Source organism: Streptomyces sp. NPDC018026, from assembly GCF_044327745.1.
GTDB classification, from domain to species: domain Bacteria; phylum Actinomycetota; class Actinomycetes; order Streptomycetales; family Streptomycetaceae; genus Streptomyces; species Streptomyces rubrogriseus.
Window position 1 is genome coordinate 294,286 of record NZ_JBIRFY010000005.1, and the last position, 24,939, is coordinate 319,224.

Here is a 24,939-nt window from a genome sequence, read left to right on the forward strand (position 1 = left end):
CTCAGGCCCCCTCGAGTTGGCTGGCGCCGGCGTCCCGGCCGCCGAGCCGGCGCAGCAGCAGGGCCAGGGCCAGGCCCACCAGGACCAGGATGACCGCGATGACGCTGGCCGGTCCCATCAGGCTGGCCTGGAACCCCCGCTTGTACATGTCCAGGGCCAGCACCCGGGTGGCGTCGCCGGGGCCGCCCTCGGTCAGGACGAAGATGAGGTCGAAGAAGGTCAGCGACCCGACCACCATCAGCGTGGACGAGGTGATGATGGTGTACCTCAGCTGGGGGAGTGTGATGCTGAAGAACTGTCGGATCCGTCCGGCTCCGTCCACCTGGGCCGCTTCGTACAGGGACTTGGGAATCTGCTGGACACCACCCTGGTAGATCAGGGAGTGGAACGGCACGAACTGCCAGGAGACGACGAAGACGACGACCCCGAAGGCGAGGCCGGGCCGCCCCAGCCAGTCCTGGCTGAGCAGGGGGAGCTTCAGCCCGGCCCCGAGCCCGAAGTTGGGGTCCAGCAAGGCCTTGTACGCGATCGCGATCGCCGCGGAGCTGAGCATCAGGGGGACGAAGTACACCACGCCCAGCACCGCACGGTAGCGCTGGCGGCCGGCGAGGAAGGTGCCGAGCAGAATGCTCAGCGGCGTCTGGACGGCCCAGGACACCGCCATCACCATGAAGGTCACCCAGAGGGCGTGCGGCAGCCCGGGGTCGGTGAGCACCGCGCGCCAACTGGTCAGCCCCGACGGGTGGATGGCGCCGATCCCGTCCCAGGTGGTGAAACTCAGGGCGAAGACACCGACGAGTGGGATCACGGCGAAGCCGACGAAGAGCAGCAGCGCCGGTGTCGCCAGCCAGGGCAGGATGCTGCGCTGTCGGCGACGCGCTGGGCGACCCGTGAGTGAGCTCATTTGCCGATGACCGCGTTGAGGTTGCCGGCGAACTGCTGGGGCGAGATGGACAGTTGGAACAACTTGACGATGCTGTCCAGCAGCGTCTCGGCGGCCGTCGGACTGAGCGCCTGGTCCCAGGACTGCACGAACGTCCTGGCCTCGCTGGCGATACCGTAGTTGACCTGGAGGAAGTCGGCGCTCTTGGAGGCGGCCAGCAGCTTCTCCGTGCCCAGCCGCACGGGGACCGACCCGTTGTCGATCCACGCCTTCACCTCGGCGTCCTGGAGGACACCGGTCGCGAAGAAGTCCTTGGCGACCTTCTTCTCCTCGTCGGTGGCCTTCGAGGAGATGGACAGGTACTGGGCGGGGTTGCCGACCGCGTTGCTGGGATCGCCCTTTCCGCCGTCGACCGGAGGGAAGTTCATGTAGCCCAGTCCGCCGCTGGAGACGAAGTCCCCGCCGTCGGTCTGCTGGATGCCGTACGACCACGCACCGTGCAGCATCATCGCGGCCTTGCCGGTGTACAGCAGCGCCTGGTCGGCGTTGGAGTCCGCGGTGATGGAGGAGAAGCCCTTGATGAACCCGTCGGCCTTGACCAGGTCCTGCACCCTGGTCAGCGCGGTGATGGCGTCCGGATGGGACCAGGCGTCCTTCTCGCCCTCGATGACGGCCTGGAAGACCTCGGGACCGCCGATGCGGTCGAACAGGAACTCCAGCCACATCATGTTCGTCCACCGGGACTGGCCACCGAGGGAGAGCGGTGCTATGCCCTTCGCGTTGAACCTGGGCACCAGCGCCATGAGGTCGTCCCAGGACTCCGGCGGCTCGGCGCCGACCTGGTCGAAGACCTTCTTGTTGTAGTAGAGGATGATCGGCTGCACGGTCTCGCACGGCATCGCGTAGATCCTGCCGTCGACGGTCGCCGCGCCGAACGACGACGGGAACAGCCCCTTCTTGACCTCGGAGTGCTCGTCGAACCACGACGTGAGGTCCTCGACCTGGCCCGCTTCCGCGTAGGTGCGCAGTGTCCCGCCGCCCCAGCCCCAGATGATGGTGGGGGCCTGACCGGCGCCGATGGCCGTCTTGATCTTCGTCTTGTAGGCGTCGTTCTGGAATGTCGTGTCGTCGATCCGGTCGTCGGGACGGGCCTTGTTGAACGCGTCCACCGCGCCGGCTCTGACGCCTTCCTGCGGCTGCCCGTTCAGATACCAGTACGTGGCCCCACCATCACTCTTGCCGGGGCCGGACGAGCCGCAGGCCGCCAGTGCCGCGGAGACCGGCACCGTGGCGGCCAGGCCGAGGAGGGTACGTCGGGAGAGCGCCATGTCTTTTCTCCGCACTCGAGAGCCGCCCGGCTTCTCGTGAGTAGTGGTGAAAGATTTTCGAAACAGCCTTCTCCGAGCTCTGTTGGTGCAAATTAGGTTTCGGGCTGATGGCCTGTCAAGGGAAGTGACAATGCCCGACAGGTTCTCGTGAGGTTCGAAATTGTTTCGAAAAGGCTGGGCCGAGGGTAGGCAGGTCAGGCGGTGATCTGCTGGAGTCAGGGGAGGGGACCGATGCGACCGAGCGCGAGACGCACCACTTTGGCGGACATCGCTCAAGCGGCGGGGGTCTCCGTGGCGACCGTGTCCAAAGTGGTGAACGGCCGCGGTGACGTGGCGCCGGGGACCCGCGCCCGGGTGCAGGAGCTGCTGCACCACCACGACTACCTCGCCCCCGTGTTCCGGCACAGCGAGCCCGTGGAGAGCCCGACCATCGAGGTGCAGTTCCAGGGCAGCCTGAAGTCGTACGTCGCCGAAACCCTGGAAGGGATCATCGACTCCGCCTCCGAACTGGGGGCCTCGGTCGTGATCAGCAAGGCGTCCCGTGCCCCTCACTGGGCCAGGGACCTGGTCTCCGCCGGGCGTCGTGCCGTCATCGCGGTCACCAGCGTGTACACCTCGGCGCACCTGAACGAACTGGCCAGGTCCGGGCTGCCGCTGGTCGTGCTGGACCCCTTGCACCTGCCGGACAGCCGGGTGCACAGCGTCGGGGCCACCAACTTCGCCGGAGGGCTGGCCGCGACCCAGCACCTGCTCTCCCTGGGCCACCGCCGAGTCGCCTATCTCGGCGGACCCGCCATGGCCGTGTGCAACCAGGCACGCATGCACGGCTACCGCGCCGCCATGGAGGCGGGAGGGGCCCGGGTGCCCGAGGCCTACGTCCGGCCGGGAGAGTTCACCCACGAGACGGGACTGCTCGGAGCCACGGCCCTGTTGGGCCTGCGAGAGCCGCCGACGGCGGTCTTCGCAGGCAACGACGAGATCGCCGTCGGGGTCGTCGAGACCGCACGGGGCCGGGGCCTGCGCGTTCCGGAAGACCTGAGCGTGGTCGGTTTCGACGACACGAGCCTCGCCCGGATGGCCTCACCGCCCCTCACCACCGTGCGCCAGCCGCTGCGCGAGATGGGCGGCGCCGCGCTGCGTACCGCGCTCCGGCTCGCCAACGGCGAGAAGGTCGAGTCCCACCACATCGAGCTCGCCACCGAACTCGTGGTACGCGCCTCGACGGCGCCGCCACCCGAAGCGTCTGCGGAGCGCGGGTGACCGCGGGCCGGTCAGTCCGCGAACGCGGCGACGTACGAGGCCACGCACGACTCGGGTGTGGCCAGTGAGGTGACGACGTGGCTGTCGACGGTCGCGGGCGGGTCGAACGGTAGATGGAGCAGCCGCTCGGAACGGAACCCGGCGAGCTGCTCGGCCGGCATCAGGGTCCAGGCCCCGGGATCACGGCCGACCTCCAGCAGCACGTTGGACAGGTCCCCGGCGGGCGGGCGGAGTGGGGCCACGGGAACGGCTGCGAGGAGCGCGTCGTGCAGCGGCGGGTCGCTCTCACGGGCGGGCAGCCGCAGTCCCCGTGGATCAAGGTGACGCAGGCCGACCGCCGGCTTGCCGGCCGCGGCGTGGTCGCGCGCGAGCACCGCGTGTACCGGCTCGGACCACGCACGCGCCACCGTCACCGCCGACGAGGCGATCGCCCCTCGTACCAGCGCCACATCCAGCTCGCCGTCCCGGACGGCGGCCAGCCGTGCGGCCACCGGGAGGTCGACCAGTTCCAGTTCGGCAGGCCGCTCACTCACGCGCAGGCGCTCCAGTGCGCGGTCGAGCCGCCACATGGCACACGACGCCGTCCCGATCCGCAGGGCCGCGGCCGGTTCCCCGGCGACCACCCGGACCCGCGCCGCCGTGGCGAGGGTCTCGCGGGCCGCGTCCAGGACCCGTGCACCGGCCGGGGTGAGACGCACCCGCCGTGAGGTGCGCTCCAGGAACTGCACGCCGAGTTCGCGTTCGAGTCGGCCGATCTGCTGGCTCACCGCTGACTGCACGATGTTCAGCCGTTGCGCCGCCCGCCCGAAGTGCAGTTCCTCGGCAACGGTCACAAAGTAGTGCAGCGCTCTGAGCTCCATCTCTCTGATCTATCACATGATGTGATCGCTGCTGGAGGATGCTGGTTCTTGTTCGCCCGGGACGTCGCCGCTGTGATGGGTCCGAGGCCGCCGCAGCGGCCGAGCAGTCGGCTGCGGCAAGGCGGCAAGACCCCGAACGGAGAACGCAAGTGAGCCGAACGACCTTGGGAATCATCGGCACCGGCATGGTCGGCGTCGCCGTGGCCCGCCGCGCCGTCGACGCGGGTGTATCCGTCGTCCTGAGCAACTCCCGCGGCCCCGAGACCCTGGCCGGGCTGGTCGCGGAACTAGGTCCCCGCGCCCGCGCGGCCACCCCCGCCGAAGCCGCGGCGGCCGGTGATCCGGTCCTGGCCGCCGTACCGCTGGCGGCGCGCGAGCGGCTGCCCCGAGCGGCGCTGTCCGGCAAGACCGTCATCGACCCGATGAACTACGCGTTGTACCCGGGCTTCTCGATTCCTCGGCTCGACACCAACGAGCTGACCTCCAGTGAGCTGGTGCAGAGCCACCTCGCGGACAGCAGGGTGGTCAAGGCCCTGCACAGCATCGGCCCCAAGCACCTGCTGGAACTCTTCCGCCCCGCCGGAGCCGACGACCGCACGGCGATACCGCTCTCCGGAGACGACGGGACCGCCAAGCAGGAGGTGGCCGATCTGCTCGACGTCCTCGGCTTCGACACCGTGGACCTCGGCACGCTGGCGGAAAGCTGGCGCAGCGAACCCAATACGCCGCTGTACGCCCTGCCCTACGTCGGGCAGCCGCCGACCGGCCTCGGCCCCGAAGAGTTCGTGGCCTGGGTCCAGCAAGCCGCCGGCATCCCCGCATCCGCCGCCCGGATCAGGGACCTTGCGGCTGCCGCGGTGCGCGGTCCAGCCGGATTCCGCATGTAGTGCTCCGGCCCCGCAGGGGAGTGCGCCCGGCCGGGTGGCGGCCGGGCGGGTGGCGGCCGCCACCGCCGCCGGGCCGGAGCCTTCTTCGTCCTCAGACCGTGAAGGACAGGCTGAGGGCGGAGGTCATGGACGAGCAGGTGCGGCGCAGAAGTCCGGGCAGTTCGTCCGGTGTGCAGTCGGGCAGCCATTCGTCCAGAGCGCAGCGCCAGGACGCCACGAAGAACTCGATGAGGAGCCGCAGTTCGAGGCAGTCGTGACCGCCGAGCCTGCGGACGATCTCGGCCTGGACCTCGGCGCAGTGCCGCAGCGAGTGCCCGTCGAGTGCGGGCGAGCCGGCGATCAGCCGCAGCGTGAGCGGGAACCGCCGGTACCAGTCCTCATCCATGCGTTCGAGGGTGGTCAGCATGGCGCCGAGGAAGGCGTCGGTCAGCGGGCCGGACTTCTCGACGTCGTCCAAGACGTCCAGGTAGACGTCCCACAGCTGTTTGACGGCGGTGAGGGCGACGTCCTCCTTGGAGCGGTAGTTGCGGAAGAAGGTGCGCCGGGACACCTCCACCCGCTCCAGCAGCGCGTCCAGCGGAGTGCCGTCGAAGCCGCGTTCGCCGAAGAGCGTGACGGCGGTGTCGGCCAGGGCCTGGCGGGTGCGGAGCTTCTTCCGCTCGCGCAAGGTGGCGGGCTGTTCGGAGCTGGTCATCGAGAGCACTCTACCAACAGCGCCGAGATCGCGCATATGCTCTACTGGAGCAAACGCCACACTGTGGCACTTCATGAACGGAGTCTTCACGTGCGTGCACTCGTCGTCGACCACACGTCACCCGGACACCTGTCACTGACGGATGTCCCCGCACCGCGACCGGACGCCCATGAGGCGCTCGTGCGGGTCGAATCGCTGTCGCTGAACTCGGGTGAGGTCCATGAGGCGACCCGGGCGCAGACACCGGCGGGTACCGTCCTCGGCTGGGACGCGGCCGGCGTGGTCGTCCAGGCGGCCGCCGACGGCTCCGGCCCGGCCGAGGGGGAGAGGGTCGTCACGCTCGGCGAAACCGGCTGGGCCGAACTGCGGGCCGTACCCGCCAACCGGATCGGTACCGCACCGTACGACGCCGACTCCGGCGCACTGAGCACGGTCCCCGTCGCCGGGCTGAGCGCCCTGCGCGTGCTGCGCGGGATGGGATCGCTGCTCGGTCGCCGCGTGATGGTGACCGGTGCGTCCGGCGGCGTCGGCCGCTACGCCGTCCAGTTGGCCGCCCTCGCGGGCGCTCACGTCGTGGCGATCAGCCGGAACCCGGCCCAGGCGGACGGGCTGCGCGCCCTGGGCGCCCACGAAGTCCTCCCCGAACCGGCCGCCGCGCGGCAGCCGGTGTCCGCCGTTCTCGACAACGTCGGCGGACAGTACCTCGTCGACGCCTTCGCCGCCCTGTCGGCCGGTGGCGTCCTCTACAGCGTGGGCCGTTCCTCCGGGGCCGACGTGGTGCTGACACCGGATGCGCTGCTGGGCAACGGAGGACGACATGACCGTTCGATCCGCACCTTCTTCCTCCTCGGTGACCCCACCGCCGACTTCTCCGGCGATCTGACCTGGCTGGCTGGAGAGATCGCCGCGGGCCGCCTCGATCCGGGCATCAGCTGGCGAGGCCCCTGGACGCGCCACTCCGAGGCGGTACGGGCGCTGCTCGACCGACGCCTCCACGGCAAGGCCGTCCTCGATCTCACGAGGGTTCCCCGGCCGTTCGGTCCAGACAGCACTGTGTAGAGATGACGTACGGAGATGTCGTGTGCGGCGGCGATCGTAGAGGGCGAATTCCCCCGTACGACGGATCGTGACCGCGGTCGCCCGTGCCGAACAGATTCGGAGAGGTCCGACGGTACCGAGCCCGATCCGAACGGACAGGTCCTCAGCGGAAGGACGGTGATCGATGTCGACCGCCACCACGGATTCCCACACGGCGTTGCGGACCACTTCCTCCCGGTCGCGTGGCGGTATGAACGCGGTGTCCAGAACTGGGCTCATGAGCCGGACCTTCGTCCGCGCCGCTCGTACCGCCGGCCCGACCGCCCCTCGGCCCGTTCCCTCACAAGCGCCCGCCCCGGCCCGCGCCGGTCACCCGGTCAGCGCACGCTGCCGGGCCAGCTCCACCGCCCGCGTGAGCGCGGCGATGTCATAGGCGCCGTGATGGCGGCGCCCGTTGATGAAGAACGTGGGCGTCCCGGACACCCTGCTCAGATCCGCCGAGTCGATGTCCTCCGCCACCCGCCGGGCACCGCGATGGTCCCTGAGGTCCTGCCGGAACAGCTCCACGTTGAGACCGAGCTCACCGGCGTAGCGCAGCAGGTCCGGCGCGCCGAGGGCGTTCTGCCGTTCGAGCAGCAGGTCGTGCATCTCCCAGAAGCGGCCCTGCCGGGCAGCGGCCTCGGACGCCTCCGCGGCCAGCTGGGCCCTGGGATGAACGTCCCTCAGCGGCAAGTGCCGCCACACATAGCGAACGTCGCTCTCCTGGCCGAGGAGGTCTCGCACCACGGGCTCGGCCTGTCCACAGTACGGACACTCGAAGTCCCCGTACTCCACCACCGTGACCACCGCGCTCTCGGGCCCGCGGATGCGGTCGTGCCGCCCGTCGACGGGCACGGCCAGGTCCGTCAGCGGGTCGACGTCGCCCAGCAGCGCCCGCGCCCTGCGTCGCTCCGGCAGCAGACCGATCACCGCGGTCGCCGCCCAACTGGTCACGAACGCGCCGACCAACGTGACCAGGATGCCGATCCGCGCCTCTTCGAGTTCCTCTCCGTCGAACGCCAGGGACGCGATGAGCAACGACACGGTGAACGCCGACCCGGCGATCGCGCCGCCGACGGTCACCGATCCCCAGCCCACGTTCGGCCGCAGCCGCCCGCCCGAGAGCAGGCGCGCGGCCGCCATGGACCCGACCGTCCCGATCACCTTGCCCACCACGCAGCCGAAGACGATGCCCAGCGTGATGGGCGAGGTGAAGGCGTCGCCGAGGGCGGAACCGGAGAGTTCGATACCGGCGTTGGCCAGGGCGAACAACGGGACGATGCCGAAACTCACCCATGGCAGGAACCGCTGCTCCAGCCGCTCGTTCGGCGAGATCGCCGCATCCAGCCCCTGGACGGCGCTGCGGTGCAACTCGGGCGTCGGCTGCTCGCGAAAGAGCCGGAACAGCCGGCTCGCCTGCTCCAGATCGCCGCGGGGCGCGGGGTAGGCCGCCACCAGGGCACCCACGGCCAGACCCGCGACGACCGGGTCGACCCCGGCCTCGTGCAGCGCCACCCACACCACCACCGACAGCACCGCGCAGTACAGGGCGCCGCGGACGCCGGCCAGGCGCAGCAGGGCGAGCGCCAGCAGTGTGCAGACGGCGACCACCAGGGCGGGCAGACGGATGTCGTCGCTGTAGAAGACGGCGATCACCAGCAGCGCGACCAGATCGTCGACGACGGAGATCGACAGCAGGAACGCGCGCAACGACGCGGGCAGCCGAGAACCGAACACCGCCAGGACGCCCAGCGCGAACGCGGTGTCGGTGGACATGGCGGTGCCCCAGCCGTGCACCGACTCCCGTCCCGCGTTGACGACGACGAAGATCAGAGCCGGGACGATCATGCTGCCCAGACCGGCGACGGCGCTGAGCAGCAGCCAGCGGCGGTCGCGCAGCTCGCCCACGTCGAAGTCCCGCCGCGCCTCCAGGCCCACCACGAAGAAGAAGAGGCTCATCAGCCCCGAGTTGATCCATTCATGCACGGTGAGCGAAAGGTGGCGCGTGTCGAATCCCACGGTGAACCGGGCCTGCCACACCGCCTCGTAGGAGTGCGGACCCACGTTGGCCCAGACCAGGGCGGCAGCGACCGCCGCCAGCAGGAACACCGCACTGCTCGTCTCGGTCTGCACGAAGGTCCGCCATCGCGCCGTGCTCCGGGCAGCGGGGCTCGACGTCGCCTCCTCGGGCTCCTGACCACTCACGACGCCGATTATCACTGCTTGGGCCCCATTCGCCCGGAGCCCTTGCCCACCTGACACGGAAGACCGCTGAGTGGCACCAACCGGAACGGTCCGACCGTGCGACGTCCTGCTCGGGGCATCGACGGCCGGACCGGCGCCTCATACGGCTCAGGTGCAGGTGACCCGCAGGTCCGCCCAGTCCGCGTGGTCGTATCCGCTGCCGTCCCCGGCGTCCGTGACCACCAGGCGGACGACGTCCGCGCCGGAGACGTCGGCGGAGACCGCGCGGGCGGCGTCGGCGTTGGTCAGGGTGCCCGTCGACGCGGCCCGGGTCTCGTCGGCCCAGACCTCGAAGGCCACGGTGCCCTTGTCGCCCGACTCGTCGTCGACGCCGACCTGCGCGGTCACCCTGCTGCAGGCGCCGCCGAGGTAGTACTCGACGCTGCTGGATGCGTGGACGCCCAGTCCCTTGGCGAAGGCCGTGCCGCCGATGGTGATCGGATTGCCGTCGCCGGCTCCGAGCTCGCCCACGCTCTGGTCCCGTTCGACGGGGCCCCAGCCGTTGGTGGCGCTCAGCGGATCGGCGTCCGACAGAGCGGACTCACCGGCTGGCAGGGGGACGCCGACGCGCACGGTGAGGGGTGCCGTGGAGGTGAGCCAGGAACCGGAGTGCGTGCGGTGCCTGGCGGTGAGCGTCAGGTTCTGGTCGCCCGTGGATGTGCCCGCGGGGACGGCGACGTCCCAGTCCGTTGCCAGAGTCGCGCCCGGCTTCAGGGCGCGGGCCGACGTGGCGGACCTGGGGGTGACGCGCCAGCCGTCGGGGCCGGTCAGGGCGACGCTCACCGAGTGGGCCGCGGTGCCGCCCAGGTCAGTGGCCGCGGAGGTGATCCGCACGGTCCGTCCGGCCTCGGTCACCGTGTCGCCGCCCGCGTGCACGTCCACGGCGGGCGGGTACTGGGCCCACTTCTTGTCGGCGTGCACCCGCACCAGCACGGTGCCGTGCGCGGGCACCGTCGCGGCGATCGTGCCCGTCGTGTTGGTGTCACTGTGCTTCCAGAGGTCCCGCACGGCGTAGCCGCGCGCCTTCGGCAGGCCGACGGCCGTGGTGGTGGTCTCGATCCGCTGGGCCCGTGAGCCCTCGTTGAACAGCGCGACCGCCCGGCTGCCGTCGGCCAGCTCCTTCGACACGACCCAGCGGCCACCCTCCGAGGAGACGACCTCGCCCTGCTTGCCCAGGGGGTCCTGGTCGACGGCGACGACCTCGTCGTTGGTGAGGATCTCGAACGCCGACTCGGGCGCCGTGCGCAGGTCGGTGCCGATGAGCAGCGGGGCAGCCATGATCGACCACATGGAGAAGTGCGTACGGTACTCGGTGTCCGTCATGCCGCCGTTGCCGACCTCCAGCATGTCGGGGTCGTTCCATCCGCCGGGACGCGCGTACTCGGCGAGTTCGAGGTTGCTCTTCATGATCGACGACATCGAGCCCCAGGAGTCGTTGATGTCCCCGGTGGTGCGCCAGAGCTGGCCCAGGTCGCCCGCCCACTCCCAGGGCTTGTTCTCGCCCCACTCACAGATGCTGTACACGATCGGCCGGCCGGTCGCCGCGAGCGCGTCGCGCATGGTGGTGTAGCGCTGCTCGGCGTCGATGCCCTGGTTGTTGCAGTTGTCGTACTTGAGGTAGTCGACACCCCAGTCGGCGAACTGCCGGGCGTCGCTGTACTCGTGACCCAGCGCGCCGGGGAAGCCGATGCTGCTGCACGTCTTCGTGCCGGCGCTGGTGTAGATGCCGAACTTCAGGCCTTTGGCGTGCACGTAGTCGGCGACGGCCTTGATGCCGTTCGGGAAGCGCTTGGGGTCCGGCACCAACCGGCCGTCGGCATCGCGCTCCGGCAGCGCCCAGCAGTCGTCGAGGTTGACGTACTCGTAGCCGGCGTCCTTCAGACCCCGCTCGACGAAGAGGTCGGCGATGCCCTTGACCATCGACTCGTCGAACTCGTCCCTGCAGTGCGTGGAGTTCCAGTTGTTGAAGCCCATCGGCGGGGTGAGGGCCAGTTGCCCGTGGCCGGACGGTGCCGGAGCCGAGCCCGGCGCGGCGGTCGCGGCGGTTGCGGCGGCCTGCGCGCTCACCGCCAGGCCTCCGGTGGTGAGCAGTCCGGCGGTGATGGCGCCCAGGGCTCTGCGCCCGATGACGCGCGTGACACGCATGGGAAGGTGACGCATTGTCATGTTCCTCCGCGGCTCGTCGGCAGCGGGTGCGTGCGGGGGCACGCACCGTCAGCGCGCGCTCACAGTAGAGGCGCCGAGGACTGATGGAAAGAGTGCGGTCGTGATTGATTCTGCTAGCTATTTCGAACCTTGTTCCACAAAAGCGCAGACCGTCTCCCTGATCCGAGGCGTCTCCCCGCGGAATTGAAGCGAGACGCCTCGTCTTGTTAGGGTGGGGGCATGGCTTTCCTCTTCTTCGTCTGAGTCCGGGCACGGCCCCCGCCGCCGCTTCCACCGCCCGTAGACCCTTCGCATGCCAGGGGAAAGCTCCATGCGCGATCGCGCCCGTACCGCCCTGCCCACCACCCCCGCCACCGCTGTGGCACAGCTGTCCGTCAGGTCCGTCACCAAGTCGTACGGCACCCGGACCGTCCTCGACCAGGTCTCCTTCACCGTCCGGCCGGGCGAGAAGGCCGCCGTCATCGGTGAGAACGGCTCCGGCAAGTCCACCTTGCTGCGGCTGCTCGCCGCGGTCGAGACGCCGGACGCCGGGGAGATCACCGTCCGCTTCCCCGGCGGAACGGGTCACCTCGCCCAGACCCTCGGCCTGGAGGCGGACCGCACCGTACAGGACGCCGTCGACGTCGCGCTGAGCGAACTGCGCGACATGGAGCGAGGGCTTCGCGCGGCAGAGCAGTCCCTCGCCGACGCGTCCGACGAGGAACTCGCCGCCTACGGCGAGCTGTTGACCGCTTTCGAGGAACGCGGCGGATACGAGGCGGACGCCCGTGTGGATGCCGCCACGCACGGACTCGGGCTGGCCCGGATCGCCCGGGAGCGTCTGCTCGGCACCCTGTCCGGCGGGGAGCAGTCGCGCCTCGCCCTCGCCTGCACCCTGGCGGCCGCCCCCGAACTGCTGCTCCTCGACGAGCCGACGAACCACCTCGACGCGGCGGCCGTACGCTGGCTGGAGGAGCACCTGCGCGCACACCGCGGTACCGTCGTCGCCGTCACGCACGACCGCGGCTTCCTGGAGCGCGTCGCCACCACGGTCCTCGAGGTCGACCGGGACGAGCGCACCGTGCGCCGGTACGGCGACGGATGGGCCGGCTACCGCGCCGCGAGGGCCGCCGCCCGGCGCGGAGCGGAGCAGCGGTACGCGGACTGGACCGAGGAGGTGGCCGCCGCCGAGGAGCTGCTGGCGGCGGCCGCCCGGCGGCTGAACACCACCGGCCGCGACCCGAAGCAGGGCTTCGGCAAGCACCGCCGCTCCAGCGAGGCGAAGCTCGGTGGGCAGGTGCGCTCGGTGCGGGAGCGCCTGGACCGGCTGCGGCGCAACCCGGTGGCGAAGCCGCCGGTACCGCTCCGGTTCACGACGGCACTGCCGTCGGCGGCCGACGGCCCGGCTCAGGGCACGCTCGCCGAGCTCGCCGACGTACGGGTCGGGCAACGGCTGCGTCTGGAAGGGCTCCTGGCGATCGAACCCGGAGGGCGCCTCCTCGTCACGGGCGAGAACGGCGCGGGGAAGACGACGCTGCTTCGCGTTCTGGCGGGCGACCTGCGGCCGGACGCGGGCACCGTGCGGCGCCCCGCCCGGATCGGCTACCTCGCCCAGGAACTGCCCCCGCACGCCACGCGGCTGCCGCTGCTGTCCGCGTTCGCCGCCGGGCGACCCGGGCCGCCCGACGAGTACGCCGGACAGCTCCTGTCCCTGGGCCTGTTCCGCGAGCAGGATCTGCACGTGCCGGTCGCCGCCCTGTCCGTCGGGCAGCGGCGGCGGCTGCAGATCGCGACCCTGGTGACCCGGCCCGCGGAACTCCTCGTACTCGACGAGCCGACCAACCACATCGCACTCGACCTGGTCGAGGACCTCCGGGCGGCGCTCGCGGCCTACCCGGGGGCGGTGGTCGCGGTCTCGCACGATCGCGACTTCCGGGCGCGCTTCGAAGCCGAGCGGCTGGAACTGCACGCCGGTCGCAGACGCTGACCCGACCCGACCCGGACCGCCCGTTGGCCGTCGGAGCGGCCCCCTTCACGCTGATCCTGCCGGTGACCGGCGCGATCCCCCTGGTACTGCTGCTCCTGACGCCCTGCTACGGCTGCGGCCCGCTCCCGTCGGCCCCCTCGGTGGGCTGGTGCTCCTCGAAGTGCCGGACGATCGCCGGGTCGAGCGGGGGAACGTCGACCGGTGTGCTGCCGGAGCGCAGCGAGGTCGTGGCGGCGACCGCGGCGGCGACCGCCTCGCGGGCGGCCACGGGTGAGGTCTCGGTCGGCCCTCCGTCGGCGGCGAAGCGCAGGAACTCCTCGACGAGCGCCCGGTCCGCGCCGCCGTGCGTCTCCTCGTCGGACGCCACGACCGCAACGGACAGGTCGGCGTCGGCACGGTAGCCGGAGCGGCGCCGGTTCCACACGTCGACCCGAGCGAAATCGCCGTCGATGCCGTCGCCGAAGTTCTCCAGGCGGCCCTCGTCGCCGATGACGGTGTAGTTGCGCCAGTAGTCGGGCGTGAAGTGGCACTGCTGGTAGCTGGCGAGGACGCCGTTGTCCAGGCGGGCCAGCATCATGCTGATGTCCTCGACGTCGACGACGGGGTTGAGGTCGCGCAGGGCGGACGGCGGCCAGACCTCCGGGTCGAACCAGTCGGGCATGCGCCGACCGGGCGGCACGGTCTCCTGCGTGGCCCGGCGCGGGTTGTCGCCGTAGACGGCCAGCGCACCCTGGGCGACCACGTTGCGGGAGTAGCCCCCGGCGAGCCAGTGGACGACGTCGAGGTCGTGGGCGCCCTTCTGCAGCAGCAGACCGGTGGTGTTGGCCCGCTGCGCGTGCCAGTCCTTGAAGTAGAAGTCCCCGCCGTGGCCGACGAAGTGACGGCACCACACCGCGCGGACGCGGCCGACCGCGCCGTCGTCGATCAGCTCGCGCATCCGCCGCAGTACGGGAAGGTGACGCAGGTTGTGGCCCACGTAGAGCCGGGTGCGGGAGCGGAACGCGGCCCGGAGCAGCGTGTCGCAGTCGGCGACGGTGATGGTCAGCGGCTTCTCCACGAACACCGCCACCCTCGCCGCGAGAAAGAACAGCGCGGGTTCGGTGTGCAGGTGGTCGGGGGTGAGGACGAACACGGCGTCCAGCTCGTCGTCGAGCATCCGCTCGTACCGGCCGTGCACCACGACATCCGCGCCGAACAGACGCCTGGCGTCCTCCTGGCCCCGCGGGTCCGGGTCGGCGCAGGACACGATCCGGGCGGCGCCGGAACGGTTCACCAGAGCGGCCATGTCCGCGCGCTGTCCGACGCCGACGACGCCGACGCGCAGGTGCCGATCCGGTATCTGGTCACGGGTGCTCACTGGGCTGTCCCTTCGTTCCTGTCGGGTGTTGCGTACGGGCGCCGGGTGCCTGCCCGGCCCCGCCGTTACCGTCGGGGTGCGGCCGGCGCCGCCAGACCGTCGCTCAGCAGCCGGCTGTCGACCTCGTCCAGGGCCAGCCGCACCGCCCCCAGCGCCACGCTCTCGTCGCCGAGCGTGGAGGCGCGCAGCTCCGGCATCCGCAGGCAGTGCTTGGCCAGCTCGCGGTGCAGCGGACCGAGGACCACGTCGGCGGACCGGGAGAACCCGCCGCCGTAGACCACGACCTGGGGGTCCAGGGCGAGGACCAGGGCGGCCACCCCCACCGCGAGGTCGCGGGTGTAGCGCCGGACGGCCGTCCGGGCGTCCCGGTCGCCGTCCCGGGCGGCCTGGAAGACCCAGGCCGCCGCATCGCCCTCCGCGGCGGTCGCCGGCAACCCGGGGCAGGTCTGCAGGTGGTCGGGCGCGGTGAGCCACCGTACGGCCTTGAGCGCGCCGATCTCTCCCGCGGCGCCGCCGTGGCCCCGGCGCAGGGTGCCGTCGAGGATGAGACCGGCGCCGGTGCGCAGACCGGCGAGGAGGTACACGATGTCGTCGGCGTCCTGCGCGACGCCCCGCCACCGTTCGGCTACGGCGGCCAGCTTGCAGTCGTTCTCGACCCGCACCGGACAGGAGAACCGGGCGCCGAGGTGGGCGGCCGGGTCGGCCTCGCTCCAGCCGGGCAGCGGACTGGACAGCGAGGTCCGGCCGCTGCGGTCGACCGGACCGGTCACCCCGACGGTCACCGCCCAGATGTCGCCCGGCGCCATGCCCGCGCTCGCCAGCACCTCGTCGACGACCCGGTCCACCGCCGCCAGCCGCTCCGCGGGCGCCGCCTCCGGGGCGGCCGGGTGGCGCACCGTGCGCACCAGGTTCCCCTCGAGATCGCCGAGGATCACGAGGATCTTGTGCACGCCGATGTCGATGCCCAGCACGTGCCCGGCGGTGGCCCTGAACCGGTACCGGCGGGCGGGACGCCCCACCACACTGCTGGCCCCCGGTTCCTCGACCTCCGCCCACCCGTCGGTGACCAGGGACTGCACCAGCACGTCCACCGCGGGACGGGACAGGCCGGAACGGGACGCCAGCTCGGTGACCGTGGACGGCGGGTTGCCGCGCAGTGCCCCCACGATGGACAGCTGGTTCATCTCGCGCATCCGGGACATGTCCGTTCCGGTCGTCGCCATGTTGGTGCTCCCTGGAGGCATTGCGGTGGCCACCGCCGAATATTGCTGAAGAGTTTACTAATTCATGGTGACGGCCGCGTGCGGGTGCGAGGTGGGGCGACGGGATAGCGCTGCTCGTGGCCGGGTGTCACGGCCGCGCCGAAGTCCACCGGGTCGGAGACGGCCCGGAACCCGCAGACGTCGGCCAGGTCGCGCAGCAGACCCTGCTGCTGGTCGGTCAGCAGGTTCAGCCGGCTGCGGAAGTACACGACGTCCGGGTCGACCTCCAACAGCGGTGACTGCCACAACCGGTGCACCGTGTTGACGACGGCGTTGCGGGCCAGCGCGTCGGACGGGTCCCGCGTGGCGTGGTGCTCCCACATCGGTGCGACGTCGGGGCCGCTGCGGATGGCGTCCACCAGCCCCAGCGAGGGCAGCAGCGGGGCGCCGCTGCCGACGAGGTACGCGTCAGGGCCCGCCGTTTCGCGGACGATCGAGAGGCCGGTGCGGTAGGCCTCCTCGCGGCCCACGTCGGCGAAACGCACGCCGGGTATGGCACCGGCAACGACGAAGTCGAGCTTGAGGTAGGTGAACCCCCACTCCCGGACGACCCGGTGGATCACCTCGCGCAGGTGCTCCTGCGCCGCGGGCAGCGTGAGGTCGAGCGCCCAGTAGCCGCCGCCCCAGTTGTGCCCGGCGACCACCGGCTCGCCGCGCCCGTCGCGCAGCAGCAGCTCCGGACACTGCCGGGCGGTACGCGAGCCGGGCAGGACGATGAACGGGGCGATCCACAGTCCGGGCCGCAGCCCGGCGTCCGTGATCCGGCCGGCCAGCGCCCGCATCCCGGAGGGGATACGCGTAGAAGAGCGCGAAGCCGAGCAGGGCCGGCGCCAGGAACAGCCAAGCCGCCTTCCGGTCGTCGCGGGGCCGGCACCTGCGTGCGGCGGCGCCACCGCCGTGTGTGCGCCCATGGTTCCCCTCCGAAGGGATTCGCGCCGCACCTCTTGCCAGTGGGGCACCATGGACAACATATTGATGAGCAAGAGTGAAACTTTGTCAATGCTGTCGCATAATAAAGAGACCGTCCACCGCACGGCTGATCGCGGGCAGCACCCGGCCGTTCAGTGCCCCGGGATCGCCGTGGAACCGCGGCCGCGAGTTGGACGGGAACGGGTTGGAGGAAGAACGGGCCGGACGGACGGGCGGGGCGGTCCGGCCCCGCGCCCGTTCGCCTCGGCACCGCCGGAGCCCGTCGCGTGATCAGCCACCGCGGGGGCTGTCCGCCCGCCGCGCCCTGGTGCTCATCCCGCCGTCGGAGCCAGCACCACGAAGTCCGCCTTCGACGGATCGAGGCACACGGCCAGACGGCCGACGCCCTCCGCGTCCGCCGGCCCCATCTGCACGCTGCCGCCATGCTCCGTGACCGCGGCGACCGCGGCGTCGCAGTCGGTGACGGCGAACACCGGGTGCCAGTACGCCCGGCCGTCCGTCAGGGTGAGATCCCGCTCGTCGAGCTGCATCAGGCCGCCGTGCATGCGGTCCTCGGACAGACCGGAAGGAGTGATGAGGGAGTACGTGCCTTCGCCGCCCGGCACCGCCATGTCGCCGAAGCGCCAGCCGAGGACCCCGCCGTAGAACTCCTTGGCCGCCGCGGCGTCGCTCGTGTACAGCTCCGTCCAGCACAGTGTCCCGGGCTGGTCCACCAGCTCGACGCCCTTGGTCCGGCCCGGCTGCCACACGGCGAACTGTCCACCGGACGGGTCACTGTACTGAGCCATCCGGCCCCAGTCGTCCAGGTCCGTCGGCGCCACCCGCACGGTGCCGCCGGCGCGCTGCACCGCCTGAGTGGTGGCGTCCGCGTCGGCGACGGAGTAGTAGATCATCCAGGCGGAGCGCGCGCCTTCCTCGGTGAGCTTGCCGAGACCGGCGACGACCTTGCCGTCCTTGCGGAACATACCGCCTTCCGCGTCTTCCCCCATGGCCTCGTACGTCCACCCGAACACGCCGCCGTAGAAGGCCGCCGTCCCGGCGACGTCGGGGGACCCCAGGTCGAGCCAGCAGGGGGAGCCGGGGACGAAGTCATTGGTGATCACGAACGTTCCCTTTCGCAGTTCCTGTGTGTTCCAGCGTGACACTCCGTGGTGACTCTCGCCCGTCGCCCGGCGTCCGGCGTTCCGCCGGGCGCAAGCGCTCGGGCCCCCTTGGTCGCGGCTGTGCTGCGGACGTGCGGCGGGCCGGGGCATCGACGCCCATGCGGCGGTGCGGAGCCTTCCCGCAGCCGATCGGCTCCGTCCCCCGCCGGTCGCACGCCCGGCCGGGCCGGTGTCACAGATGCGCCGGTCGTCCGGTCTTCCCAAGTGACCCCCGAACAGTGCCCCTTTCACAGCAGGAGGTGCTCCATGGACTGGCGCGAGCGGGGCCTGTGCCTGGGTGAGGACCCTGATCTCTTCTTCCCGGTCGCCAGGGTCAACAGTGGCCAGTGGGCGGTGCAGACGGATGAGGCGAAGGACGTCTGCCGTCAGTGCCCCGTGGCCGAGCGGTGCTTGGCGTGGGCCCTGGCCGCCGGACCCGTGGAGGGCATCTGGGGCGGGACGACGGAAGGGGAGCGCCGCGCCATGCGACGGCGCACGGCCCGCCACCGGGCGGCGACGGGAGCCGCTGCCTGAACAGGGGGCGGGCACTGAAGAGACCGGTCCCGCCGCGTGGCGAGTGCACACTCCCGGCTGCCGGCGGCAGCGCGACGTTGATGGCGAAACTCGCCGCCGACACGCCCTGCACCTGCATGAAACACCGTGTGAAGACATATTCTGTTACGCGTCTCCCATGTGACGGACCACCTCGGTGTGCAGCGGACAGCATCGAACGCCGGGGAGGACCGTCGGCCCGAGCGCGCGGCCGTCCCGGGCAACGCCACGGGACACGACGGGCGCGCCATCAGCGAATACAAGGTGAACCACCATGACAACCGAAAGTGTTCTGCACCCGAGCCTCATCATCCCGGTCGGACACGTCGAACCCGTGCCCCGCCGCATCCGGGGCACGGTCGGCGGGCAGGTCGTCTTCGACACCCGCCGTGCGCTGTACGTGTGGGAATGGAAGGCCTACCCGCAGTTCAGCATTCCGGTCGAGGACCTGGTGGACGGCGTGCTGCACGACGACGGACACACGGAAGAGCTCGGTGCCGGCCCCGCGCACCGTCACACGCTTCAGGTCGGTGAGGAGGTCCGTGCGGGCGCCGCATGGGTCTGGGCGGAGGGCGCCCCGGGGCCCCTGCACGACACGGTGCGCTTCGAGTGGGAGGCGCTGGACTCCTGGTTCGAGGAGGACGAACCGGTCTTCGTCCACCCACGCAGCCCCTACTCCCGGGTGGACGCCCTGCGTTCGGGCAGCAGCGTCCGGGTCGAGCTGGACGGCGTCGTCCTGGCGGAGGCCGCCGGCTGCGTCAAACTGTTCGAGACCGGCCTGCCCACCCGGTACTACCTCGACCGAGAGACTGTCCACTGGTCCCGGCTGCGGCCCTCGGACACCGTGACCCGGTGTCCTTACAAGGGGACGACGAGCGGCTACTGGTCCTTCGACAGCGACAGCGCCTCCCACGAGGACATCGCCTGGGCGTACGACTTCCCGACGATTCACGCCAACCGCATCGCCGGACTGACGGCGTTCTACAACGAACACGTCGATCTGTACGTCGACGGCCATCTGCTGCCGAAGCCCGCCGACCCGCTCCCGGCGGCATCCGGCCGCTGACGCCCGCCCGGAGGGCTGCTCCAGGACGGGATCCGAACAGGGGGACCGGTGGCCTGTCCACCGGTCCCCTTGTCGACGCGAACGACGCGAACGACGCGAACGATGTGATCGACGCGAACCTGGAGCCGACCGCCCGGCCGGTCCTCACCCGGACGCCGGCAAGGAACGGGGTGCGTCCTCCGGTTCCGCCAGCAGCCTCGGCACCGTGACGATCGTGACCTCCCTGGCCAGCAGACGGTGCACGGGACACCGTCCGGCGGCCGCCAGCAACTGCTCCCGCTGGGCCGGCTCCAGGTCACCCGTCAGCCCGACGTTCTTGAGCACGGACCCGGCCGGCCCGAAACGTACGGCCACGTCGACCCGGTCGAGCCGCCAGCCGCGCCGGTCCGCCAGCGCGCGTACCGTCATGGACGTGCACGTACCCAGCGCGGCCAGCAGCAGCTCCCCCGGAGTGGGACCCGTGTCCGCGCCGACGGGCTCGGGTTCGTCAACGGTCAGCGTGTGGGGGCCGATCGCGACGGATCGGGTGAGCCGTGCGCCTTCGGCGACGGACACGAGACGCGTGATCATGGATCTTCCTCCCGGTCGAGGTGCGGGGACCGCGACGAAACTCGTCCCCTTTCCCGCACAGACCGAACGACCTCGCCACCTGTGACAGCCGGAGCGGACGGCCGGGTGCCGCCCGCGGTGTGGGCGAGTGACACAGATCATGGGCACGGGAAGACATGGTTGCCGCGTGGAGAACGGTGTTTCCTTGGCGGCATGAACGATGAACACACGGTTTCTTTCCCCACCCCTTCCCACTGGATCGACGGCCGGGCCGTAGCGGGCTCCGGGCAACCCATCGAGGTGGTGAACCCCGCCGACGAATCCGTCGTCGCCACGGTGCGCGAAGGCACGGCCGCCGACGTGGACCTGGCCGTGGACGCCGCGCTCGCCGCGTTCCCCGGATGGGCGTCGACGTCCGTGCAGCACCGGTCGGACGTCATGCTTCGCCTGGCCGAGGCCCTGGCGAGGCACGGTGAGGAACTGGCGGCCACCATCTCCCTGGAGATGGGCGCGCCGATCGCCTTCTCCCGGCAGGCGCAGGTGGGCTTCCCGGTGGCCTCGGTCCAGGCCGCGGTCGCGACGGCCGAGCACTTCGAGTGGACGTCGGAGGTCGGCAACTCCCTCGTCGTCCGCGAGCCCATCGGAGTCGTGGGAGCCATCACTCCGTGGAACTTCCCGCTCCAGCAACTGGTGACCAAGGTGGTGCCCGCGATGCTGGCGGGCAACACTGTCGTGCTGAAGCCGTCGGAGATCTCCCCGCTCAGTGCGCGGATGTTCGCCGGCATCGCCACCGAGGCGGGTCTGCCCGACGGAGTGTTCAACGTCGTGCAGGGCACCGGCCCCGTCGTCGGCGAAGCCCTCTCCCGGCATCCGAAGATCGACATGATCTCCTTCACCGGATCGACCAGGGCCGGTCGGAGCGTCGCCGCCGCTGCCGCCGGAACGGTGAAGCGGGTCGCGCTCGAACTGGGCGGCAAGGCGGCCCACATCGTCCTTCCGGAAGCCGATCTCGACCTCGCCGTCGCCCGTGGCCTGGCCTTCGCCTGGGCCAACGGCGGCCAGGCCTGCGGCGCCTACACGCGCATGCTCGTGCCCGCCGGCCTCCAGCAGAGCGTGGTCGACAGGCTCCGGGCCGCGGCCGACGAGTACGTCGTCGGTGATCCGAGGAGCGAGGACACGCGCATCGGCCCACTCGCCTCGGAGACCCAGCGCCGGCGCGTCGACGAATACATCCGGCGCGGTATCGCCGACGGTGCCACGCTCGTCACCGGCGGACCCGGCCGCCCGGAGGGCCTGGAGAGCGGCGCCTACGTCAGGCCCACCATCTTCTCCGACGTCGCCCCGGATTCGGTCATCGCGCAGGAGGAGATCTTCGGCCCGGTCCTCGTCGTCATCCCGTACACGGACGACGACCACGCCGTCGAGATCGCCAACGGCACGGTCTACGGACTCAACGGCGCGGTCACCGGTGACGAGGACCACGCCATGGCCATCGCCCGGCGCCTGCGGGTCGGCCAGGTCGACGTCAACGGCGGACAGCACAACTTCCAGGCACCGTTCGGCGGTTACAAGCAGTCCGGCAACGGTCGGGAGATGGGCCGGGCCGGCCTTGAGGAGTTCCTGGAGACCAAGGCGATCACCCGCTGACCCGGCACACGCCGGCATCCGGGTGAGGAGTGACGGCCCTGCTCCTCACCCGGATGCAGACGTACGATTCCGATGTGGCGGAACACCGTGTCACAGGAATGAGAGTCCGGCACCCACCGTTCTCAGGACAGGAGTATCGGTGAGTAGGCCGGTGAGAGAGCCGGTGAGAGAGCCGGTGAGTGGGTCGGTGAGAGGACTCAGCCATGAGTGACCGAGCAGCACTGGCGGCCTTCCTGCGGGCGCGCCGTGAGGCCCTCCAGCCCGATGACGTCGGCCTGCTCCGGGGGCGTCGCAGACGTACCGGCGGGCTGCGCCGCGAGGAGGTGGCCGCACTCAGCGACATGTCGGCGGACTACTACGGCCGGCTCGAACAGCCGCGCGGCCCGCAGCCCTCCGAGCAGATGCTCGCCTCACTGGCCCGCGGCCTGCGCCTGTCGCTGGACGAACGCGACCTGCTCTTCCGGCTCGGCGGCCACGCCGCCCCCGGCCGGGTACGGCGCGGGGATCACATCAACCCGGGGATGATGCGCGTTCTGGACCGGCTGGAGGACACTCCGGCCCAGGTGGTGAACCACTTGGGCGAGACGCTGAAGCAGACGCGCCCGGCCAAGGCGCTGCTGGGCGACGAGACGGCGTACACCGGACTGGCCCGCAGCGCCCACTACCGGTGGTTCACCGATCCCGCGGCCCGGCTGATCCACCCCGCGAGCGACCACGCCGACCAGAGCCGCCTGATGGTGGCCGACCTCCACGGCGCCCGCGCCCGCGACGGCGGCGACTCCCGCGCGGCCGCACTCGTGGAAGCCCTGACCGGCGAAAGCCCGGAGTTCGCCGCCATCTGGCGGGAGCGTCCCGTACTGGGGCCCCAGTGCGCGTCGAAACGCTTCTGCCACCCGCGGATCGGCACGCTGGAACTGCACTGCCAGACCTTGATCGACCCCGACCAGTCGCAGCGGCTCGTGGTCTACACCGCGACCCCGGGGACCGAGAGCCACACCGGTCTCCAGCTGCTGTCCCTCCTGCCCGACCTTCCCCACGCCCCCAGCCCCGGGCATGCCGGGTGACGCCGTGGCGGCGCCCGTCCGTCAGCCATCGGCGGCCGACACGGTCACTCCGGTCACTCCTCCCACCACTCCGGGGACGCCGTGTCCGCCGCGACGTCCCCCATCAGCTCGACGATGTCGGTCGGAATGGGCGGAACGGGCTCGCGGCGTACTCCGGTCGCCGGGGACCACACCAGGTTGACCGTCAGGTCCGGGTCCACGTCGGGGTAGTCGGACCGATGGTGACTGCCGCGGGTCTCCCGCCGCTCCCGCGCGCACTCCAGCGTCCCGCGCGCGGCGACGACGGCGGAGCGCAGGTCGTAGGCGTACGCGAGATCCTGGAAGCCGCCGATGTCGATGTGGACCCCCACGCCCTCGATGCGGTCCTCGATCTCGTCGAGTCCCGCGAGCCCGGCGGTGAGTCCCGCCTCGTCGCGCACGACACCGGCGCGCTCCGTCATCAGGTGCCGCACCGACCGGAGCAGTGTGCGCACGTTCTGGTCACCGTCGGCGGTCAGCAGCCGGTTCACCTGCGCCTCGGCGGCGCGCACCGCCGCCGGTGACCGCTGCTGCGCGGTGAGTCCGGCCGAGTACTCCGCCGCGGCCCGGCCGGTGATCCGCCCGTAGACGAGCAGTTCACTCAGTGCGTTCTCCTCCACACGGTTCGCACCGGGCAGGCCGCTGGCGGCCTCCCCGGTCACGAAGAGCCCGTTGACCTCGGTGCTGTGGTCCTCGGGCCGTACCCAGACGCCGCCCATCGCGTACTGGGCGGTAGGCGCCACCTCGACCGGATCGCGGGTGATGTCGAGCGTCTGGACGTCCAGCAGCGTCTGGTGCAACTGCGGCAGACGGGTCAGCACGGTCTCCCGCGGCAGATGGGACAGATCGAGCCAGACACCGCCGGCCCGGGTGCCGCGGCCGGCCTTGATCTCCGTGTACGCGGCCAGTGTGACCCGCTCCCGGCGGCCCCGTTCCAGGCGTTCGGCGTCGTAGCGGGCCATGAACCGCTCTCCGAGACTGTTCAGCAGGACCCCGCCCGCACCGCGGGCCGCCTCGGTGACCGGCGTGCCGGCCGCGTGCTCCGGCCCGAGCAGCCCCAGGGGATGGAACTGGACCAGCTCGGGGTCGCGCAACCGCGCGCCCGCCTCGACGGCGAGGCGGAAGGCGTCCCCGCCGCTCTCGCCGCGCCGCGCGGACGTACGCCGCCAGATGCGTGTGTGTCCGCCGGTCGCGAGGATCACGGCATCGGCGTGCACCAGGTAGCGTTCGCCGTCGGCGAGGCCGAAACCGTAGGCACCGAACACCGATCCGTCGTCGACCAGCAGCCGGGTGACGTAGACGCCGGTCAGCACGGGGATGCCCAGTTCCGCCGCGCGGGCCCGGAGCGCCCGGCGCACCTGCGCGCCGGTGTACTCGTCGCCGTACACCGCGCGGCGGTGCGGGGGGTGCCAGGGCCGGTGGCCCCCCGGCCCGCCCGGTCCCCGACGGCCCGCCTGCGCTCCGTAGCGTCCGACGTCCTGGAACCCCTGCCGCGCGTAGCGCGCCACGATCTGCGCGGTGCGGGGATCGGCCAGCAGACGGCCCTCGCGCAACGTGGCGGCCGCGTGCCCTTCCCACACCTCGCCCGCGTCGGTCGTCGTCGCCCGCACGGGACCGTCGGACGGCGCGGCCGGGTGCGCGCCCCCGGCCGTCCGTTTGGCCACCGCGATGACCGCGACTCCGGCCTCCGCGACCTCGATGGCCGCCCGAAGGCCGGACCCACCGGCTCCCACCACGAGCACGGATGTGGCGAGCTGGTGTCCGAGCGAAGACATGGGGGACCTCCTGCGAACAGCGGACGTGCGGTGGACGAGCGTGGGCCATCGGCAGTGGTCGACCGGACAGCAGGACGTCTTGTGACAGGTGACCGGCACTTCGGGACGTGGAGTCCGTCACAGGAACCCAACACACCGTGTGGTGGTTGTTCTGGGTATTGTTACAACGATCGTTCCGACACTGTGGTGGGAGTCCCTCCCCTGTCTTTTCC

General features: G+C 71.3%; 20 protein-coding genes and 1 pseudogene. 8 read left to right on the top strand and 13 right to left on the bottom strand.

Going from position 1 to position 24,939, the window contains the following annotated elements:
* Position 1 precedes the first annotated feature (1 nt).
* Positions 2-904: a carbohydrate ABC transporter permease gene (locus tag ACH4D3_RS18535; RefSeq protein ID WP_398323263.1), complete on the bottom strand. Its 903-nt coding sequence runs from the start codon at positions 902-904 to the stop codon at positions 2-4.
* Positions 901-2,211, bottom strand: coding sequence for an extracellular solute-binding protein (locus ACH4D3_RS18540; RefSeq protein WP_398323265.1), 1,311 nt, complete (start codon positions 2,209-2,211; stop codon positions 901-903). The genes ACH4D3_RS18535 and ACH4D3_RS18540 overlap by 4 nt, the downstream gene beginning before the upstream one ends.
* Positions 2,212-2,442: 231 nt before the next feature.
* On the opposite strand from ACH4D3_RS18540, the gene ACH4D3_RS18545 reads away from it, so the two are divergent.
* Positions 2,443-3,471 (top strand): LacI family DNA-binding transcriptional regulator, encoded by a 1,029-nt coding sequence (locus ACH4D3_RS18545; RefSeq protein ID WP_398323267.1) that lies wholly within the window; start codon positions 2,443-2,445, stop codon positions 3,469-3,471.
* Positions 3,472-3,482: 11 nt separating this feature from the next.
* On the opposite strand, the gene ACH4D3_RS18550 is transcribed toward ACH4D3_RS18545, so the two are convergent.
* Complete coding sequence (locus tag ACH4D3_RS18550; RefSeq protein WP_398323269.1) at positions 3,483-4,331, bottom strand: LysR family transcriptional regulator; 849 nt, start codon at positions 4,329-4,331, stop codon at positions 3,483-3,485.
* A gap of 38 nt (positions 4,332-4,369) precedes the next feature.
* On the opposite strand from ACH4D3_RS18550, the gene ACH4D3_RS18555 reads away from it, so the two are divergent.
* On the top strand, positions 4,370-5,218 hold the full coding sequence (locus ACH4D3_RS18555; RefSeq protein WP_398323271.1) for an NADPH-dependent F420 reductase: 849 nt from the start codon (positions 4,370-4,372) through the stop codon (positions 5,216-5,218).
* A 91-nt stretch (positions 5,219-5,309) separates the two neighbouring features.
* Here the strand turns inward: ACH4D3_RS18555 and ACH4D3_RS18560 are convergent, their stop codons facing one another.
* A complete protein-coding gene (locus ACH4D3_RS18560; RefSeq protein WP_398323273.1) occupies positions 5,310-5,912 on the bottom strand; it encodes a TetR/AcrR family transcriptional regulator in 603 nt (200 codons plus the stop codon).
* 90 nt (positions 5,913-6,002) lie between these two features.
* Between ACH4D3_RS18560 and ACH4D3_RS18565 the strand changes: the two genes are divergently transcribed.
* Entirely contained in the window at positions 6,003-6,971 is a 969-nt protein-coding gene (locus ACH4D3_RS18565; protein ID WP_398323274.1) for a zinc-binding dehydrogenase, read from the top strand.
* A gap of 33 nt (positions 6,972-7,004) precedes the next feature.
* Here the strand turns inward: ACH4D3_RS18565 and ACH4D3_RS18570 are convergent.
* The 3 genes and pseudogenes from ACH4D3_RS18570 to ACH4D3_RS18580 form a co-directional block, all read right to left on the bottom strand.
* Positions 7,005-7,229 (bottom strand): annotated as a pseudogene (locus tag ACH4D3_RS18570) (AraC family transcriptional regulator); the annotation flags it as partial.
* A gap of 90 nt (positions 7,230-7,319) precedes the next feature.
* Entirely contained in the window at positions 7,320-9,194 is a 1,875-nt protein-coding gene (gene nhaA / locus ACH4D3_RS18575; protein WP_398323276.1) for a Na+/H+ antiporter NhaA, read from the bottom strand.
* Positions 9,195-9,341: 147 nt separating this feature from the next.
* Positions 9,342-11,393 (bottom strand): NPCBM/NEW2 domain-containing protein, encoded by a 2,052-nt coding sequence (locus ACH4D3_RS18580; protein WP_398323278.1) that lies wholly within the window; start codon positions 11,391-11,393, stop codon positions 9,342-9,344.
* Positions 11,394-11,709: 316 nt separating this feature from the next.
* Between ACH4D3_RS18580 and abc-f the strand changes: the two genes are divergently transcribed.
* On the top strand, positions 11,710-13,365 hold the full coding sequence (abc-f, locus tag ACH4D3_RS18585) for a ribosomal protection-like ABC-F family protein (protein WP_398323280.1): 1,656 nt from the start codon (positions 11,710-11,712) through the stop codon (positions 13,363-13,365).
* Positions 13,366-13,471: 106 nt separating this feature from the next.
* Here the strand turns inward: abc-f and ACH4D3_RS18590 are convergent, their stop codons facing one another.
* The 4 genes from ACH4D3_RS18590 to ACH4D3_RS18605 form a co-directional block, all read right to left on the bottom strand.
* Complete coding sequence (locus ACH4D3_RS18590) at positions 13,472-14,722, bottom strand: Gfo/Idh/MocA family protein (protein WP_398323282.1); 1,251 nt, start codon at positions 14,720-14,722, stop codon at positions 13,472-13,474.
* Positions 14,723-14,787: 65 nt separating this feature from the next.
* Complete coding sequence (locus ACH4D3_RS18595; RefSeq protein ID WP_398323284.1) at positions 14,788-15,945, bottom strand: ROK family transcriptional regulator; 1,158 nt, start codon at positions 15,943-15,945, stop codon at positions 14,788-14,790.
* A 62-nt stretch (positions 15,946-16,007) separates the two neighbouring features.
* A complete protein-coding gene (locus ACH4D3_RS18600; RefSeq protein WP_398323286.1) occupies positions 16,008-16,766 on the bottom strand; it encodes a glycoside hydrolase family 36 protein in 759 nt (252 codons plus the stop codon).
* A gap of 459 nt (positions 16,767-17,225) precedes the next feature.
* Positions 17,226-18,017, bottom strand: coding sequence for a VOC family protein (locus tag ACH4D3_RS18605; RefSeq protein ID WP_398323288.1), 792 nt, complete (start codon positions 18,015-18,017; stop codon positions 17,226-17,228).
* A gap of 306 nt (positions 18,018-18,323) precedes the next feature.
* Here ACH4D3_RS18605 and ACH4D3_RS18610 point away from each other — a divergent pair, with 306 nt between their 5' ends.
* The gene (locus tag ACH4D3_RS18610; protein ID WP_398323290.1) at positions 18,324-18,590 is read left to right on the top strand and encodes a WhiB family transcriptional regulator; all 267 of its coding nucleotides are present in this window, start codon (positions 18,324-18,326) and stop codon (positions 18,588-18,590) included.
* Between the two features lie 292 nt (positions 18,591-18,882).
* On the top strand, positions 18,883-19,674 hold the full coding sequence (locus tag ACH4D3_RS18615) for a DUF427 domain-containing protein (protein ID WP_398323292.1): 792 nt from the start codon (positions 18,883-18,885) through the stop codon (positions 19,672-19,674).
* A gap of 144 nt (positions 19,675-19,818) precedes the next feature.
* On the opposite strand, the gene ACH4D3_RS18620 is transcribed toward ACH4D3_RS18615, so the two are convergent.
* A complete protein-coding gene (locus ACH4D3_RS18620; protein ID WP_398323294.1) occupies positions 19,819-20,244 on the bottom strand; it encodes an OsmC family protein in 426 nt (141 codons plus the stop codon).
* Positions 20,245-20,436: 192 nt separating this feature from the next.
* Between ACH4D3_RS18620 and ACH4D3_RS18625 the strand changes: the two genes are divergently transcribed.
* Together ACH4D3_RS18625 and ACH4D3_RS18630 are read left to right on the top strand one after the other, a co-directional pair.
* Positions 20,437-21,870 carry an aldehyde dehydrogenase family protein gene (locus tag ACH4D3_RS18625; protein WP_398323296.1) on the top strand — a complete coding sequence of 478 codons (1,434 nt, stop codon included), beginning with the start codon at positions 20,437-20,439 and terminating at the stop codon, positions 21,868-21,870.
* A gap of 203 nt (positions 21,871-22,073) precedes the next feature.
* On the top strand, positions 22,074-22,934 hold the full coding sequence (locus ACH4D3_RS18630) for a helix-turn-helix transcriptional regulator (RefSeq protein WP_398323297.1): 861 nt from the start codon (positions 22,074-22,076) through the stop codon (positions 22,932-22,934).
* Positions 22,935-22,987: 53 nt separating this feature from the next.
* Here the strand turns inward: ACH4D3_RS18630 and ACH4D3_RS18635 are convergent, their stop codons facing one another.
* The gene (locus ACH4D3_RS18635; protein WP_398323299.1) at positions 22,988-24,727 is read right to left on the bottom strand and encodes an FAD-binding protein; all 1,740 of its coding nucleotides are present in this window, start codon (positions 24,725-24,727) and stop codon (positions 22,988-22,990) included.
* Between the last annotated feature and the right edge of the window lie 212 nt (positions 24,728-24,939).